The 15,195-nt window shown below is 61.2% G+C and carries 10 protein-coding genes; 2 read left to right on the top strand and 8 right to left on the bottom strand.

The annotated features are described in order from the left end of the window. Positions 1-11 precede the first annotated feature (11 nt). From BLL38_RS00160 to eutH, 5 genes are all read right to left on the bottom strand, one after another. Complete coding sequence (locus tag BLL38_RS00160; protein WP_076960753.1) at positions 12-977, bottom strand: FecR domain-containing protein; 966 nt, start codon at positions 975-977, stop codon at positions 12-14. Continuing rightward, positions 974-1,480: a sigma-70 family RNA polymerase sigma factor gene (locus tag BLL38_RS00155; RefSeq protein ID WP_076960752.1), complete on the bottom strand. Its 507-nt coding sequence runs from the start codon at positions 1,478-1,480 to the stop codon at positions 974-976. The genes BLL38_RS00160 and BLL38_RS00155 overlap by 4 nt, the downstream gene beginning before the upstream one ends. A 121-nt stretch (positions 1,481-1,601) precedes the next feature. Next, the gene (locus BLL38_RS00150) at positions 1,602-2,453 is read right to left on the bottom strand and encodes an urea carboxylase-associated family protein (protein ID WP_076960751.1); all 852 of its coding nucleotides are present in this window, start codon (positions 2,451-2,453) and stop codon (positions 1,602-1,604) included. Positions 2,454-2,646: 193 nt separating this feature from the next. Then, a complete protein-coding gene (locus BLL38_RS00145; protein ID WP_076960750.1) occupies positions 2,647-3,003 on the bottom strand; it encodes a DUF1937 family protein in 357 nt (118 codons plus the stop codon). Positions 3,004-3,059: 56 nt separating this feature from the next. After that, positions 3,060-4,304, bottom strand: a complete 1,245-nt coding sequence (eutH, locus tag BLL38_RS00140; protein WP_076960749.1) for an ethanolamine utilization protein EutH — start codon at positions 4,302-4,304, stop codon at positions 3,060-3,062. 387 nt (positions 4,305-4,691) lie between these two features. Between eutH and BLL38_RS00135 the strand changes: the two genes are divergently transcribed. Continuing rightward, positions 4,692-5,471 (top strand): DeoR/GlpR family DNA-binding transcription regulator, encoded by a 780-nt coding sequence (locus tag BLL38_RS00135; protein ID WP_076960748.1) that lies wholly within the window; start codon positions 4,692-4,694, stop codon positions 5,469-5,471. A 3-nt stretch (positions 5,472-5,474) separates the two neighbouring features. Here BLL38_RS00135 and BLL38_RS00130 read toward each other — a convergent pair whose 3' ends face one another. The 3 genes from BLL38_RS00130 to BLL38_RS00120 are packed head-to-tail and all read right to left on the bottom strand — an operon-like array spanning position 5,475 to position 9,550. Further along, positions 5,475-6,890, bottom strand: coding sequence for a glycerol kinase (locus BLL38_RS00130; RefSeq protein WP_076960747.1), 1,416 nt, complete (start codon positions 6,888-6,890; stop codon positions 5,475-5,477). A gap of 1 nt (position 6,891) precedes the next feature. Beyond that, positions 6,892-8,154, bottom strand: a complete 1,263-nt coding sequence (locus tag BLL38_RS00125) for an NAD(P)/FAD-dependent oxidoreductase (RefSeq protein ID WP_076960746.1) — start codon at positions 8,152-8,154, stop codon at positions 6,892-6,894. Further along, positions 8,141-9,550, bottom strand: a complete 1,410-nt coding sequence (locus BLL38_RS00120; RefSeq protein WP_076960745.1) for an NAD(P)/FAD-dependent oxidoreductase — start codon at positions 9,548-9,550, stop codon at positions 8,141-8,143. The genes BLL38_RS00125 and BLL38_RS00120 overlap by 14 nt, the downstream gene beginning before the upstream one ends. Positions 9,551-10,194: 644 nt before the next feature. On the opposite strand from BLL38_RS00120, the gene BLL38_RS00115 reads away from it, so the two are divergent. Beyond that, complete coding sequence (locus tag BLL38_RS00115) at positions 10,195-15,180, top strand: TcdA/TcdB catalytic glycosyltransferase domain-containing protein (RefSeq protein WP_083743012.1); 4,986 nt, start codon at positions 10,195-10,197, stop codon at positions 15,178-15,180. Positions 15,181-15,195 lie beyond the last annotated feature (15 nt).

Below are 15,195 nucleotides of genomic sequence, written 5' to 3'. Positions count from 1 at the left end.
TAAAAAAATGTTCAGACCGGCACCACAGTCACCCAATAACGGGTGCGCCGCTCGATGCGCACCGGCAAGGCATGGGCAACCAACGCCAACGCGGCATCGGTATCGTCGAGCTGGAAGCTACCGGTCACGCGCAATGCCGCGACCTGCTCGCTGCAACGCAAGATACCCGCACGGTAGCGGGACAGCTCGGCCAGCAGTACATCCAGGCGCATGCGCTCGGCGGGCAGAATCCCGCGCAGCCAGGCCTGGGCCAGCAATCCATCGGTTGGCCGTGGCGCCCCCACACCCTGGCGATCCACTTGGGCCTGCCACCCCGCCGCCACGGATACCGGTGCCGGGTGGCGCGGCGAGCTCACCTCGACCAGGCCGCGCAACACGGTAATCCACGTGCCCTGCTGGTCATGACGCACCAGCAGGTTGGCCTCCTGGCTGCGCAGCAGCGCATCCGGCGTGAGCAGTTGCAACGGGCGCGACTCACCCCGTGCATCCAGCGCCACCTCGCCCTCGATCAACTGCACGCTGCGCAGTTGCGCACTGAGGTCCAGGCTGACGGCGCTGGCAGTGTTCAGCCACAAAGAGCTGCCATCGGCCAGGGTCCAGTGGCGGCGCTCGCCGGTGGCGGTGCGGTACGTGGCAAAGGCGGCGCGCACCAGGGTCGATTCCATCCCCTGCCAGGACAGACCACCGAGCAGGCCCAGCCCCAACAAGCACTTGAGCACCTGCCGACGCCGCGCCGAGTCAGCCCCAGCCGCCTCCAAGGCCTGCCGCGCAGTGACATCCGCCAACAGCTTGGCCCCGGGTTGGAGCAGCAGCGGCAAGCTGGCGACACGTTGCCAGGCATATTCATGTTCGGCGCTCGCCTGGCGCCATTGCTGCAACGCCTGCTGATCGGCCGGGCTCATCACTCCAGACTGCAAACGCACGAGCCAAGCGATGGCCGTCTCGCGGACTGGCGGTGCAACGGCGGCGCCATTCATTCAAACCGGCTCGCGTAGCACACGCTGAAGGCCTTGCTCATCGCCCGCTGCACCTGGGCCACGCTCAAGCTCAGTTGTGTGGCGATCTGCGGGTACGTCAAGCCATCGAGCTGGGACAGAAAGAAGATCTGGCGCACCGGCCTCGACAGCCCCACCAGCAGCGAATCGAGCTGCAGCAGGGTTTCGATCATCAGGTAACGGGTTTCGGGCGACGGCTCCTCGCCTTCCGGGCGGGCGGCGAGCGCCTCAAGGTAGGCCCGCTCAATGGCCTGGCGCCGCCAGCGGTTGATCAGCAAGCCATTGGCGATCGCGGCCAGAAACGCCATGGGCTGGCGCAACTCCCGCACATCCTGCTGCGTGCGCAACACCCGGATAAACGTGTCGTGCGCCAGGTCCTCGGCATCGGCGCGATGCCCCAGGCGCCGCTGCAACCAGCCGCGCAACCAGGGGTGATGACGGGTGTAGAGGTGTTCGACGGGCGAGACGAGACTGTCGTCGTACATGTCAGGTCCAATGAGCAGTTAATGATAATACTTCTCATTTTAGTGTCCGGACCTGACGCTTGTACAGCCTCTACTGTTGCCACGTTCCCCCATAGGCAATACCGCGTTCATTCCCACGGGATTATTTTTCCCACGCCGCCTTGGGCATCAGCAAGCCATGATTGCCGTTGTACGCCGCGCGCGCAGGCGATTCCCAGCCCTGCAGTAGCGCCTCGTCGAGCCGGTAGATTTCTACGCCCAACGGGCGGCACACCGTCAGCGGGTCCTCGGCATCCGGGCCCCACATCGGCAACGACAGATCGCCGCCCGGGCAGGTAGACAAGGCGCACAGCAAGTCGATCTCGGCAAAGAACTCCAGATAATCGCCCTGCCTGGCCGGGCACGCCTTCATGAAATACAGGTCGTCGTGATTCAGGCCGGTGCATTGGAAGATATTCAACACATCGTGCACATCAAACTCGGTCAGGCCGTGGGGCAATACGGCGCGGGTCAGGTTGGAGTGGCAATGGTGGTGGAAGTCCTCGCCGGTGAGCATCTTGTTCACGTAAGGGTCGCAGCGCGTGCCCAACAAGTCATGCAGGCGCCCGCCGTGCTCGTCGATGCCGTAGCCGGCCAGGCTGTCATCGGTGATGGTCACCATGGGCCGCAGGAACGGCAGGTTCGACCATAAACGGTCATAGGTGCTGACATGGGCGCCTTGCAACTGGCGGGTCCGGGCCGCCCACAGGCGCTCGCGTGGGTCATTGGCATTCCAGACGTTGAAGTCACCGACCTGCGGGCCCACCGGGGTGGTCACACGGAACACATGGCCGGCGGGCACTTTCCAGGCGCGGCCGGTGCGGATCGGCACTTCAAACTGCTCGACCAGGGTGCGCCCGGCCACGGACTCGCGCACGCGATCGTAAAACGCCTGGTCGACCTGCAAGGCGGCACCCTTGCTGACTTGGTAGGCGGCGGGATAGTCCTTGTACATGGCGGGATGCTCCGTGGCAGGGTTTTGCAAGACCATACAACGTGGCATGTGGCGTGCGCCATGCACACAACCCGAAGTGGGAGGGCTTTTGTGGGAGCGGGCTTGCCCGCGATGGCGGTGTGTCAGTCAATTAGTTTTAACCTGACACACTGCTATCGCGGGCAAGCCCGCTCCCACAAGGGGATCTGCGTTGTTAGCTGAACTCGCCAGAAACCTGCGACCACAGGCTGACCTTCTGCCCGCGCTGCTTGAAAAACTCGATCTCACGCTTGATCCCCGAACTCAGGTCCCAGCCCGGCAAGTCGAGAATGATCAGTTCCTCCATCATCTCCATAAACAACGCATCCACCGGTGCCCACAGCTTGCCGATGGTTGCGCTGTCCTTGCCCTCAAAGGCCAGGTTGATCGGGTGCGACATGGACACCTGGCTGAACACGGCATGACCCGACGCGATAATCGTGGCGGCCACCTGGTTGCACCGGATAAAGCGCTCGTGGGTGACGTTCGCATCGGCGTGGCTATAGGGGCAGGCCAGAAAGATCTTTCTCATTGTTACCTCAGGGCAATGCAAGGGCACGCGCCCTTGCGGTGATTAAACAGTTGCCGTCATACCGCCTGGGCAGCGGTCACACCGGGGGCATCGGCCTCTTCGCGCTCGCGTTCCTGCGCTTCGTAACGCTGGGCGGCAGGCACGGAGATCTTGATCGCAATCGCCACCGCAAGCAGGCCACCAAACAGCTTGGCCAGCAGGATCGGCATGATCAGCGTCGGCTGGAAGTTCGCGGTAAAGGCCAGGTGATCGCCAATGGTGGCTTGGGCACAGACACCCAGGGCCACGCACAGGACCTTGTCCCGGGCATTCATCTTCTTGAACAGGTGGTAGACCGCGATGATGTTGGCAAACACCATGATAAATGCCGCCGCGCCATCGGCCGACAGCCCGATGTGCCTGCCCAGCACTTCCATGGGTTTCTTGCAGTAGCGGTTGAACAGGTAGCAGATCGGGAACGTACCGGCGAGCATGATGCCGATATAGCCGGCAATCTCGATGGCGCGGAACAGCTCCTTCTCGTCAGCGAACATCGGGTCGAAGCCCCACACCCCGAAGTTTTTCATGAAGAACCCGGTGAAGTGCTCGACGATGGCCAGCGCCAGGACGATCTTGATAAAGGCATCCATCAATTTACCGAACACCAGGAACCCGGCCACCATCCACGCCGCCCGGTAGCGCAGGCCGGCAGCCAGCAGGAAGCAGAACACAAACAGTGGCGCGAGCAAGCGCACGCAATCGACAAAATCCAGGCTCAGGTAATGCAGGGCCGGCGAAGTGGTGGACACGATGTCGCGCACCGGCAGGTTGAAGGCGGTGATCATCATCAGCGACGCCAGCACCGCAAACGGGATGCTGATCAAACCGGCCATGGCCCCCAGCGCCAGGTACTTGTGGTCCTTGCGTTCGAGCATCATCAGGCCGACCGGGATCAGGTAGACAATGGTCGCGCCGGAGGTGTAGCCGACGATCATGGCGGTGATCCACATGTCGCGGTTCGCCGCCAGGGCATCGGCAAGCTGGTAGCCGCCCATGTCCACGGCGATGATCGACAGCGCCGCAATCGACACGTCCGACCCCATCGCGCCGAAGTACGGCCCCAGGGCGACCTCGATGAATTTAGATAGGTACGGGATCGCCACCATGATCCCCGCCTGCGCCAGGAACACCGGGCCAATGGAGTGGATGCCGTTGACAAACTCCTTGCCCAGGCCGCTGTCCGGCTTGATCACGGATGCAAACGCGCCAACCACCGCGCCGATCATGATCAGGTAAATAACGTAGTTGCCGAATTCCGCCATTGCTTTCGCTCCATCTGTACTGAATCAATTGTTGTTGTAGGAGTACGCCCCAGTTCGGTCGCTCCATTGGCCAAACGCGTTTTACAGCCCCATTTGCGGCGCTTTCACACCCTATTACTAACCACTTCCCATGCCAATCGTGTGTTTTATGTGGTTTTGCCGGTTAAACACAGTGGAATCGGTCAATTCTATTGCGTAATCTCTAGCCACACCGTTCAAGGCTGCGCACTCTATGGCCGTGAACGACAAACGCCAATACCAAGTTCACGCCACCTGCGCTGGCGCTCAAGCGCCCCAACACGCACTGCTGCGGCATCATTTGAGTGCCTCGGTAACAGCGCTGCGCACCAGTGGCGCACTCACGTAGCATTGAGAGGATGATTGCCCATGCGCCCCAATGAACGACGCCAACATATCCTTGAACTGCTACGCCAGCGTGAACGCATCTCGGTCGACGAGTTGGCACGCACCCTCGGTACTTCGCAAGAGACCATTCGCCGCGACCTCACGGCCCTGGCCGAAGATGGCCAGGTCACCAAGTTCCATGGCGGTGCCTCGCTGCCCCCCAGCGGTGAACACGAGAACGCCTTCCAGACTCGGATGAATGAGTTCTCTGCGCAAAAACGTGCAGTGGCGCGCTTCGCCGCCGGGCTCTATGCGCCGGGCGACAGCCTGCTGATCGATACCGGCACCACTACCCTGTTCTTTGCCCGTGAACTGGCCAGGCTCAACCGCATCACGGTGATCACCAACTCCTTGTTGATCGCTGCCGCCATTGGCGCCAGCGGTAATCGCGTGTTCATGATCGGCGGCGAATACCGCCCCGAATCGGAACAGAATATCGGCGCCCTGGCCATGGAGCAGATCGCCCGCTTCAACGCCGAGCATGCCGTGGTCACCATTGGTGCCCTGAACAGCGACGGCGCCTTCGACTTCTCCATCGAAGAGGCGGAAATCACCCGCGCCATGATTGCCCGTACGCGCTACCTCACGGTGATTGCCGACTCCTCGAAGATGGGCAAGCACGCGCTGTTCCAGGTATTCCCGTTGCAGCGCATCGACCGTCTGATCATCGACCGCAAACCCCTGGGCGAACTGGCCAAGGCCCTGGCCGAGGCCCAGGTTGAAGTCCTGGAAGCCCCCGCCCTGACCCGGCCCGAGTGGTAACCGTCAGCGCCAGTCGCGGCAACGCGTCACCGCCTCGCTGAACGTGGCCTGCCACTGCTGGGCCTGTGCGGCACTGACTTTCGGGTGAAAGCTAGTACTGGTGTTACGCGGCGGTTTGAGGGCCACGCCCAGGCCTTTGGCCGCCAGCGCTGCGCAGCCGAACGCGGTCAATTCATCAAAGCGCTGGGTCACGATGCAACGCTGCAGGGCATCGGCGAGGAACTGCGCGAAATACGGGCTGCGCGCCAGGCCGCCATCGATGGACAGGTGATCGGTGACGCTGAGAAACCCGTCCATGGCCGTGATCACTTCCACACTGCGCAACGCCACGCCTTCGAGCACCGCCTGGCACATATCCTGGCGCGTGGTGCCGCCATTCATGCCAACCCACAGGGCCGCCGCGCTGCGGTCCCAATGGGGGCAGGCCAGCCCGGACAGCGCCGGCACAAACGCCAGTTGGCGACCAATGGCCGGGGGTTCGTCGAACGCCGCCAGTTCCGAAAAATCGCTGAACAAGCCAAGCCGCCCGGCCCACTCCACCGCCGCGCTGGCATCGTAGACGCCACCGTCCATGGCGTAAGTGGGTTTGCCCTCGATCTGCCAGGCAATGGTTGCCAGCAGGCCTTTTTCCGGGGCGCGGATGATCTGCTCGCCGGTCAAGGTCAGCGCAAACGCCCCGGTGCCGTAGGTGATCTTGGCGTCGCCCTCATTGCGGCAACCATGGCCGTAGAGCGAGGCTTGCTGGTCGACAATCGAGGCGGTGATCGGTGTGGCGCCGATCTCGCCAAAGTACCCGACGGTGTCGCGGATTTCCGGCAGGGTTTCCATCGGTACGCCAAACAGCTCGCAGAGCTGGCTGTCCCACTGCCCGGTCGCCAGGTTCATCAGCGAGGTGCGTGACGCGGTGGTGACATCGGTGGCAAAGACCCCGGTCAGGCGGTCGAGAAAGTACGCATCGGTGGTGCCCAGGCGCAGCCGTCCGGCGCGCAATGCGCTCTGTGCGGCCGGCAGGTTGCGCACGATCCACGCCAGCTTGCTCGCCGAAAAATACGGGTCCAGGGGCAACCCGGCAAGCTCCAGGGTCAGGGCTTCGCCGCCGTCGCCGCGCAACTGGGCGATCTCGACCGACGTGCGATTGTCCTGCCAGACGATCACCGGGGACAACGGCTCGCCGGTCTGGGCATCCCACGCCAGGCAACTCTCGCCCTGGTTGGCAAGGCCGATGGCGTCCACATGACCGGTGGCCTCCAGGCAGCGCTGCAGGTTATTGAGCAATTCCAGTGGATCGTGCTCCACCCAACCGGGATGGGGATGGTGTTGCTGATGGCGCAGCGAAAGCTGGATATCAGCTGACCCATTGTCACTCACCACCAACACACGGGTGCTGGTGGTGCCTTGATCGAGCGCGGCAATCCGCATGTTAAAGACTCCTCGGCAGGTCTTGTTCTTGGCCGACAAAGTCGACTTCCAGTTGCTGTACGCCCTGGGGCAGGTTCAGGCTGGCGATGGGTATCAATATCCGCCGCTCGGGTAGCGAACTGCCGGCGCGCGCCCAGATTTCCTCGCCATCGGCCCGTACCACCAGACGGCCTTTCACCCCACGGCTGACCCGCAATTGCAGGTGTTGCAGACCTGCCACAGTAGACGGGTTCAGGCGTTGCGGCACGCAGAGCTTCACGTCGCCCTTGCAGGCAATCTCGATGCCCGGCGCGGCAGGCGGCAATTGCCCCTGCAGGTCGCGGGCGATCATCGTAGCGATCTTATGGCCTTCGCGAAACGACCAACCTGCCGTCTCGACGGGACGCAGCAGATTCCCCGCCGCAAAGTACACAGGATCGGAACAACGCCCGTATTGATCGATATGCGGGCCGCCGCTGTTCGGGTCCAGGCGCAACTCGCTCAAGCGCACCAGGCTCGATTCCGGGATGAACTGGCCGGTGAGCAGCACGCCATCGCAGGCGAAGGTCTGGGTCTGCCCGTCGGCCAGGCGCACCGTCGCGCCCTCCACCCGCCCGGTGCCGTGGATTTCCAGGAGCTGCGCGCCAAAATGCATCGGTACGCCACGCAGCCGTGGGTACAGCGACAGTGGCCAACGCGCCGTGGCCCGCGGGTTGGCCTCGATCATCGCCACCGGCCGGATCCCGGCGCGCCGGCAACTCATGACCGCCGACAGGCTGACCAGCTCGGTGCCGACGATCAACGGGCGTTCAAAGGGCTTGAGGTGCTCCAGGTACAGGTAGGACTGGAACGCGCCGGTATTGATCACCCCCAGCGGGCGATCGCCGCCCAGCAGGCGCGCCGATCGCGGTGTTTCCCGGGCCCCGGTGGCGATCAACACCCGCCGCGCCTGGATCACCTGGGCACCCTCCGGGCTGACCACCTCCAGGCGCCCGCCCGGGCCCATCTGCGTCACCGCGTGCTTGACGCGGATCTGCACCCCGGCCTTCAACGCCTGCGCGACGTTTTTGCGCGCATACGCCGGCCCCGTGTAGACCCGGCCGTATTCGCGCAACCCAAAGGGCGGGTGCCCACAATGGCGTGGGATCCCACCCGCCTCGGGCTCACGCTCGATCACCACCACCGTGCCAACGCCCAGCTTGCGCAAGGTGATCGCCGCCGACAGCCCCGACGGCCCGCCACCAATAATCGCGACATCAATGTTTTCGACTTCAATGGGCTGCATGACAAACACCTGTTGCAAGGGGAACCGCCAGATGACCCGCGCTCAGCTCAGCCACCCGCGCCCCACAATAAAACCCCTGGCAGCGCCCCATGCAGGCCCGCGTGCGGCGCTTCAAGCCGCCGAGGTCGCCGGGCGGCAATGCGCTGGCCAAGGCATTCTGGATTTCCCGCTGGGTCACCATTTCACAGTGGCAGACGATTTCGCCGTAGCCCGGGCGCTGGTAATCGCGCGGCAAATGTTCGGCGAGGTTGGGCAGCGTGGGCCATTGCAGGCTGGGCTCAGGGACCGGCGTGTGCTCGCGCTGATAGAGGCTGAACACGTGCCGGGCAATGCCCAGCGCCGCCGTCAGGCCGGTGGAGCGGATGCCGCCGACGCTGATCCAGTTCTTGCCTTCGACCCGCTGCACCCGGTACTCCTTCTTCTCCGTGGCCGGGCGCAGCGCGGCATAGGTGGCGGTGACCGGCATGCCGTCGAGCGCAGGAATCCGTTCGACGGCAGCGTCCACCAGTTGGCGCAGCACGTCGCTGTCGAGCCTTGCGTGCAGGCGGTCGTCCTGTTCTTCGGCGGTCGGCCCCACCAACAGGTTGCCGTACACCGTGCGGGTCAGCACGATGCCCTTGGTGCGTTCATTGGGCACCGGCAGGATGATATTGCCCAGATAGCGTGCAGCGGCCTTGTCGAACACCACGAACTGACCTTTGCGCGGGTGAATGGAGAAGCTCGAGGCGCCCAGTAACTGTTGCTCCAGCACATCACCGAACAACCCGGCGCAGTTGATGATCGTACGACCACGGATAAACCCGTTGGTGGTCTCCAGGGCCCAGAGTTCGCCATCGAAATACCCGCCGTTGACCTCGGTATTGAAGCGCACCTGCGCCCCATGCATCAGCGCCTGGAGCAGGTAGCCCAGGGGCGCCGACCACGGGTCGATCAGGAACTCGCCGGGCACCTCGACCGCGCCCAGGGCGGTGTGGGCCAGGTTCGGCTCCAGGGCGCGCACCCGCTCGCGGCCGATCAGGCTGACATCGGCCACCCCGTTGGCGTGCGCCTGCTCGACGATGCCTTGCAGCTTGCCCAGGTCCTCGTCATTCCAGGCCACCACCATCGCGCCGGTCTTGAGCAGCGGCAGTGCCATCTGCTGATGAATCTGCAGGTACTCCTGGTAGCCATCCTTCATGCATTGCAGCTCCAGGCTGCCGGTGGGCGCATCGAAGCCGGTGTGCAGGATCGCGCTGTTGCCTTTGCTCGCCCCAGACAGGATATCCGGGCTTTTTTCCAGCAACAGCACCCGCGCCCCCTCCAGGGTAAAGCGCCGGACCATCGCGCATCCCACCACGCCACCGCCCACAACGATGACGTCGTAGATACCGCTCTGATTCGGGAAGGGTTTTGTCATGATCAAGCCTATGGGTGAAGTGAGCGCCTGTATTGCCATGGGTGGGTGCAGGGCATATGCCACTGACCGAATCGGGGTTGGAATGACCGATTGACCATGGCAGTTCACTCACGCCTCAAGGGGGCGGCGGCAGGACACACAGCTGTAGCCATGCAGATGCCCAATATTTATTGGCACCCAGGCTTTAAACATAACGTGGAAAGATTGACCGGTCCGTTGCGCACACGGCGGATTCTGTCAAAAAGACGTTACTGTGAATTCGGCGACAGGCATAAAAATCGCTACGCAAATACACAACAACTTATAACTACGTTACTTTTAAACACATTCAGACCTGATCCATCCCGATTTTTAAGGCCATGCTGCGCTTAACCAGCGCCGCTCAGTCATAAAACCAAAAAAATTGACCGATATAAAAAATTAACCACATAAAAACCGCTTATTGACGACGTGGAGCCGTCTTTCTTCGCCCTCCTGGATAAAGACGTCGAAAGGGCCGGCCCAGGCCGGCTAGCCGACACATGAGGTAAATCACCAACGGCCAAAGCAAGGGAATCAACTTGAGGGAAAGCGCTACACAAGGCTAACGCCACGGTAGCTGTTCGCACCCGGGCCCATTCTTGAACCTTCAGGTGACAGACCTTATGCACACTATTGCCCATCTCCATAGCGCGCAACGCCAACCGCTGCCCCCACTCAACACGCCCCCGCTGCAAACGCTTTCGCGACAAACCCGCGACGCCCCTGCCACGGCGCCAGCCGAGCCGGCCCAAAGCGCCCGCGAAAAAGGCGATCACACGTTGGCCATGGCGTATCACTCGGCCCTGCTCCAGGCCGCCCGGCAAGAGCCCCCTGTCACTATCAGCCCTATCCCCCCCGACTCCACATTCGGCCAATGGTGGGAGCAGTTGCGGCACGCCTTCAAATCGCCAGAAGTCCGGCAATGGATTAAAGACAAAGGCATCAATACCCAGTCGTTCAAACTCAATCCGCCATCCGGCAGCCTCTCTTTTACGCTCCAGCACCACCTTGATCCCACACAGAAGCGCCACACTATCGGGCAAGACGACCCTCACTGGGCTGCGATCAGCGTGCCTGTCCTCCAGGCCGGGCAAGTCATTGCTGCGGGCAACGCCGATATGACCTTCACCCCGCCAGCCACCGATCTCGACGAGCCGGTTCCGTATGAGGTGGTCGGGGGCTTTTATACAGAACCCCGGGGCCTTAGAGGCCCTGCGCTGCACCAGCAGGCTGCGCAAATCGACCGAAACCAGGGCTTTACAAAACTTGACCCGAACACCTCAGCCGGTTTGATCAAAGCGCGCAGCGAAGGCGAACTCCAGAACCAGAGAGCCGCGGTGGGCGATATTTACAACCGGTACAACGCCAGCGCCAGCCTGCGTCATCTGGCAAGCGCAGTAAAAACGGACAGCGAGGATGTGGGGCACATCAAGGATGAATTGAAAAGAACCAGGATCGATCTGGACGTCGACAGTACCTACCAGCCAGACAACACTGACCAATCGGGCACTGTCAGCCTGCTGCAATTGCTGGAGGACCATGGCTGGGATATCCCCAGTACTGACGAACAACTGCTGAACCTGGCCACCGCCCTCTCCACTGCGCAGCCCAAGGCTCCCGCCCATGGCAACCTGGGCGGCGCCCTGTCCTGGCCCGTCCCCCTTGACCCGGGCAGCCAGGAACAGCTCAGGCAAGACCTGCGCACGGGTAAAGTCGGCGATATCGCGTTGGGCCCGTTTGACAGCGTCCTGGCGTATCTCCTGAACAACCGCCCCCTCACGCCTGAGGAACAGCGTAACCCGCGACCGTTGATCGACAGCTTGCTCAAGTCGCCCAGGGGCGAGGCGCTGGGCCAGGCCCTCCAGGCCACCTTCGAGGCGCGGTCCATCAAAGGCAGTGCGGCCGACTGGCTGCTGGCCGCCTTGAGTGTGGGGAGCAACAAGAATGAGGCTGGGGACAGGGCCAATATTGAAGGTTATCAATTGTTCTCATCTGATAATCAAGGCAAGTCCGCATCAACGGTCCTCCAGGAGGTGACCGATCACCTGACCGTCCCCGGCAAGACCCCAGCCCCGGTTGCATCGGTACAAGCCCACCTGATGCTCGCCAGCCGGGCCCCGGAATTCCTGGTCAAGGGTGTGCCCGAGCAGGTGGTCATCGGCACCCACAGTTGGGTCAGCTTTGCCACCGCGGTGGCCCGCATCGAAGCCAAAGCGCCCGGGGCGACGGCGGCGATGAGTTATGCGCACGTCATGCTCGAAGGCAGCATTGCACCCATCACTGATGACGAACGGCGCATTGAATATGCCGCCCAGAACCAAGCCATCAAGCACTGGGCGGTTGCCAACGGCATGGCCCCTCCAACGACCGACGCGGCCATGACGGCGGTGCGCAAGGCCTTCGATGCGCAAATCAGCGAGCTCAGAGAGGCGGCTGAAACGCAAATAGGGGATCTGCCATCAGCCAAGGCCATGGCGCTGGAACAGTTGAAAAAAGCCCTGCCGGACATGGACCCGGCACTGTTTGAAAAAAAATGCATCACCTCGACGCCCTCCAGCAGGCACTTTCCTGGACCTTATTCGATCCTGGATCTGTACAGGGATGGCCGAGGTCTGCGCGCAGCACCCGACTCGTCCGATGAATGGAAGGAGACAACAAATCAGTTTTTTAACGCGATTACTGCCGGACTCATCCCGACGAAAACGGCTGGCGCTCCTGCAGCCTGGGTCTCTTCAGAGGCGGCAATAAAAATTGACGATGTCCTGGCCACCCTTCAAACACTGCCGGGCCCGCAAGAGCCATTCGACAAGGCCTTTACGGATTACTCCAACGCCGTTACAAAAACGACGTCTGCGCAGATCAAACACCTTATTTCCAAACTGCCGCTGGAAGATCGGAAAAATCTCGAGTTTGGTGAAATCACCATCCGCAAGGAAAGTGACTACTACAAAGAGGACCGTGTCCGGCGGGTTGCCCCGGGAGCCCTGCTGGTTGAGACCAAGCGCGGCGGCAACGTCATGACCTATGAAATCGACCGGTCGAAGGGCACCATCACCCAGCGCCCAGGCCAGACTTATGATGAGACCCGTCCAAGCGGCGGCTTTTCCCCTACCCCGGGTAAGTTATATGACGTGATCAAGCCTGAGGGGCAGTATGCCGCCGGGATCACGGATGAACACCAAGGTGCGCAAGGCACGCCTGACAGCTTTGGCAGTGCCAGGACCCGCTATATCGTGGATGCCGTGATCAAGGACATGGATCTGCCGGAGGTGAAAAAGTACGCCCAGGGAGCCACGACGTTTGATACTGAAGTCCCCACCTATAAGAAAATCGAAGAATTTGTACTCAACCTGATCCCGCTCAGGTCAGCGATCACCAAGTTCATCGCCGGCGACGTTCCCGGCGGCATTGCCGACCTGGCCTTCGATATCTTTGGTTTCGCGGTCGGCCTGGGGGCCGCCGCCAAGGGGGCGAAGGCTTTATCCGCCGGGGCTTCGGCATTGGCCAAGGTCGGGCATGGCGTGAAGATCCTCGGCCGGGCGGCGGTGGGTGCGCTAAACCCCTTGAGCGGTATTGATGACCTCGTGCGCCAAGGGGGCATTGCCGCCTATAAGGGGGTCAAGCAACTGCGCGGTTCCTACCGGAGTGTCAACCTGCTTGAACTGGCAAAAAGACCCGATCTCGCTGAAGGCACATTCAAGGCACTCAACAGCCCAAAGCGCAATGGAATCCTGGCCAAGTTCGACGAGGCCACACAACGGTGGTACGCCTTCAATCCGCGTACCCAACAAGCGTTCGGCAAAGCGCTGGAGGACTTCTCCATCGCCCCTCTCCAGTCAACCGACCTCAATCGTTTGCCATCCCTGGGCAGCGATGATGTGACACGGGCCGCCAGCCAGCAGCACGGCTTGGCAGCCAGCGGTACGTTCAAGGCGGGGCAAGGGATTGTCGAGGGCAATGCCGTCCTCTTTCAGGGCAATTGGCATCAGTACGATGCCGTGAAGAAACGCGCCTTCGGCCCCCCGCTGAAGGATTTCAAACCAAGCCGGGTAGCGGCCAGTGGCGAGATAAGGCCGGTGGACGCCGATCTGGTGGGTTATGAATCCAGACACGTAGCGCCGGACGAACTGTCAACCAAGGGGTTACAAGGCAATGTGTATGTAGGCCGAAGTAAAAAAGAATATGTAAAGGTCGACGAGATACTCTATGAATCCCAGGTGAAGGATGGCCAGCGCATCATCCGGCATCCCGCCCGCGCCGCGCCCGATATACCGGTCAGGGATCTGGGCGCTGCCGGATGGGAGCCCACCTCCAGGTCCGCACGCCTACCGGGGGGGGCGGGAAATGCGCCAACGCCGTGGAAACTCGACGACACGACCTACGTAGTGCCGATGGACGATATCAAAACGACCAGTCATGCAAAGTCCCCCTTTGCCCTCAATTACAAGGGCGTAGATCATGGCGTCACCTTCGACAGTTCAGCCGGTGCCTGGAAAGCCACCAACCTCTCGACGGGTGTAGAGGGGAGCAGCCATACGTATTTCTGGCGAAGCGGCAAAGGCAAATGGCAGCGGGGAACGTTCAAAGAACTTAAACAAGCCAAGCAAGCCGACGCCCACAGATTCCAGTTTGTTGATGTCCCCGCTGCGGCAAACGTAAGTCTGCCCAAAGATCTAAAGCCCATCCCCAAAGAACTTCATTATTTTTGGGCTGGTCAAGATATCCCGCCCCATTTGGTCAAAAACATGGCCCACAATGCAGTCAAAGCATCGGGGTATAAATCCATCCTGCATGTCGATGCGGATAACCCAGCCGTTTTCCAGAAAATCAAAAGTGACCTGGCGCGCAAAGCCCCAGGCCTGAACGTGGCAAACCTCAATGACGACGAGGTTTTCAAACAATTTAAAAACAGTGATATGTACAGCCACTTTCGCAAAGGACACGGGCAGAACCTGGCGGCTGCCTCGGACGTCGCACGTTATCCGATAATGGACAAATACGGGGGGGCCTATCTCGACACCGATGACATCATTCAAGCCGATGTCGGCAGTGACATATTGCAGGCGGGGTCGAATGACATCCTCCTCAACAGGCCTATTCTCCATAAACTTACCGATTACAGACCGTTCTACAACACCAGCAGCTTTGCAACACAGCCTGGTAACCCGTTGCTTAAAGAAATGTCTGCCCAGATGCACAAAAAATTTGCCGACAACAAGGCCTATTTCACCACCAATCGGCCCAAGGCCGTCAAGGACGCCGATGGCGAGATCCAATACACCCCTGAATTTGAAACCTATGAGCGCAAGATCTTCGAGACGGTGGGTCCCAACCTGTTTAATGACGTCTTAAAGTCAAAACGACCTGATATGTACGGCCTGGGCTTCGACAAACTTGCCAAAAAATATGAGTATGTCGGTAAAAAATTTGTCCCATCCGGGCCACTCACGGATGTCAACGCCGATTTACGTAAAAACTACGAAAGCAAAGGGATTACGCCGCCAGCTCTCCTGGGCCTGAACGTTCAGAAAGCGAAGAAGCACTACATACCGCTTTTCCACCAGTTCAACGTCAAGATCGGTGCCGAGCATTCGTGGCTCACTGCCTGAGCGAATCGCAGCGGT

This window comes from Pseudomonas gessardii (assembly GCF_001983165.1).
GTDB classification, from domain to species: Bacteria; Pseudomonadota; Gammaproteobacteria; order Pseudomonadales; family Pseudomonadaceae; genus Aquipseudomonas; species Aquipseudomonas gessardii.
The sequence above is the reverse complement of the archived record's forward strand: the minus strand, read 5'-3'. Positions and strand labels throughout refer to the sequence as shown.

What these genes read in the sequence shown, in the direction of transcription:
- BLL38_RS00160 (WP_076960753.1), bottom strand. Translation starts at nt 977, where the DNA reads ATGAATGGCGCCGCCGTTGCACCGCCAGTCCGCGAGACGGCCATCGCT.
- BLL38_RS00155 (WP_076960752.1), bottom strand. Translation starts at nt 1,480, where the DNA reads ATGTACGACGACAGTCTCGTCTCGCCCGTCGAACACCTCTACACCCGT.
- BLL38_RS00150 (WP_076960751.1), bottom strand. Translation starts at nt 2,453, where the DNA reads ATGTACAAGGACTATCCCGCCGCCTACCAAGTCAGCAAGGGTGCCGCC.
- BLL38_RS00145 (WP_076960750.1), bottom strand. Translation starts at nt 3,003, where the DNA reads ATGAGAAAGATCTTTCTGGCCTGCCCCTATAGCCACGCCGATGCGAAC.
- eutH (WP_076960749.1), bottom strand. Translation starts at nt 4,304, where the DNA reads ATGGCGGAATTCGGCAACTACGTTATTTACCTGATCATGATCGGCGCG.
- BLL38_RS00135 (WP_076960748.1), top strand. Translation starts at nt 4,692, where the DNA reads ATGCGCCCCAATGAACGACGCCAACATATCCTTGAACTGCTACGCCAG.
- BLL38_RS00130 (WP_076960747.1), bottom strand. Translation starts at nt 6,890, where the DNA reads ATGCGGATTGCCGCGCTCGATCAAGGCACCACCAGCACCCGTGTGTTG.
- BLL38_RS00125 (WP_076960746.1), bottom strand. Translation starts at nt 8,154, where the DNA reads ATGCAGCCCATTGAAGTCGAAAACATTGATGTCGCGATTATTGGTGGC.
- BLL38_RS00120 (WP_076960745.1), bottom strand. Translation starts at nt 9,550, where the DNA reads ATGACAAAACCCTTCCCGAATCAGAGCGGTATCTACGACGTCATCGTT.
- BLL38_RS00115 (WP_083743012.1), top strand. Translation starts at nt 10,195, where the DNA reads ATGCACACTATTGCCCATCTCCATAGCGCGCAACGCCAACCGCTGCCC.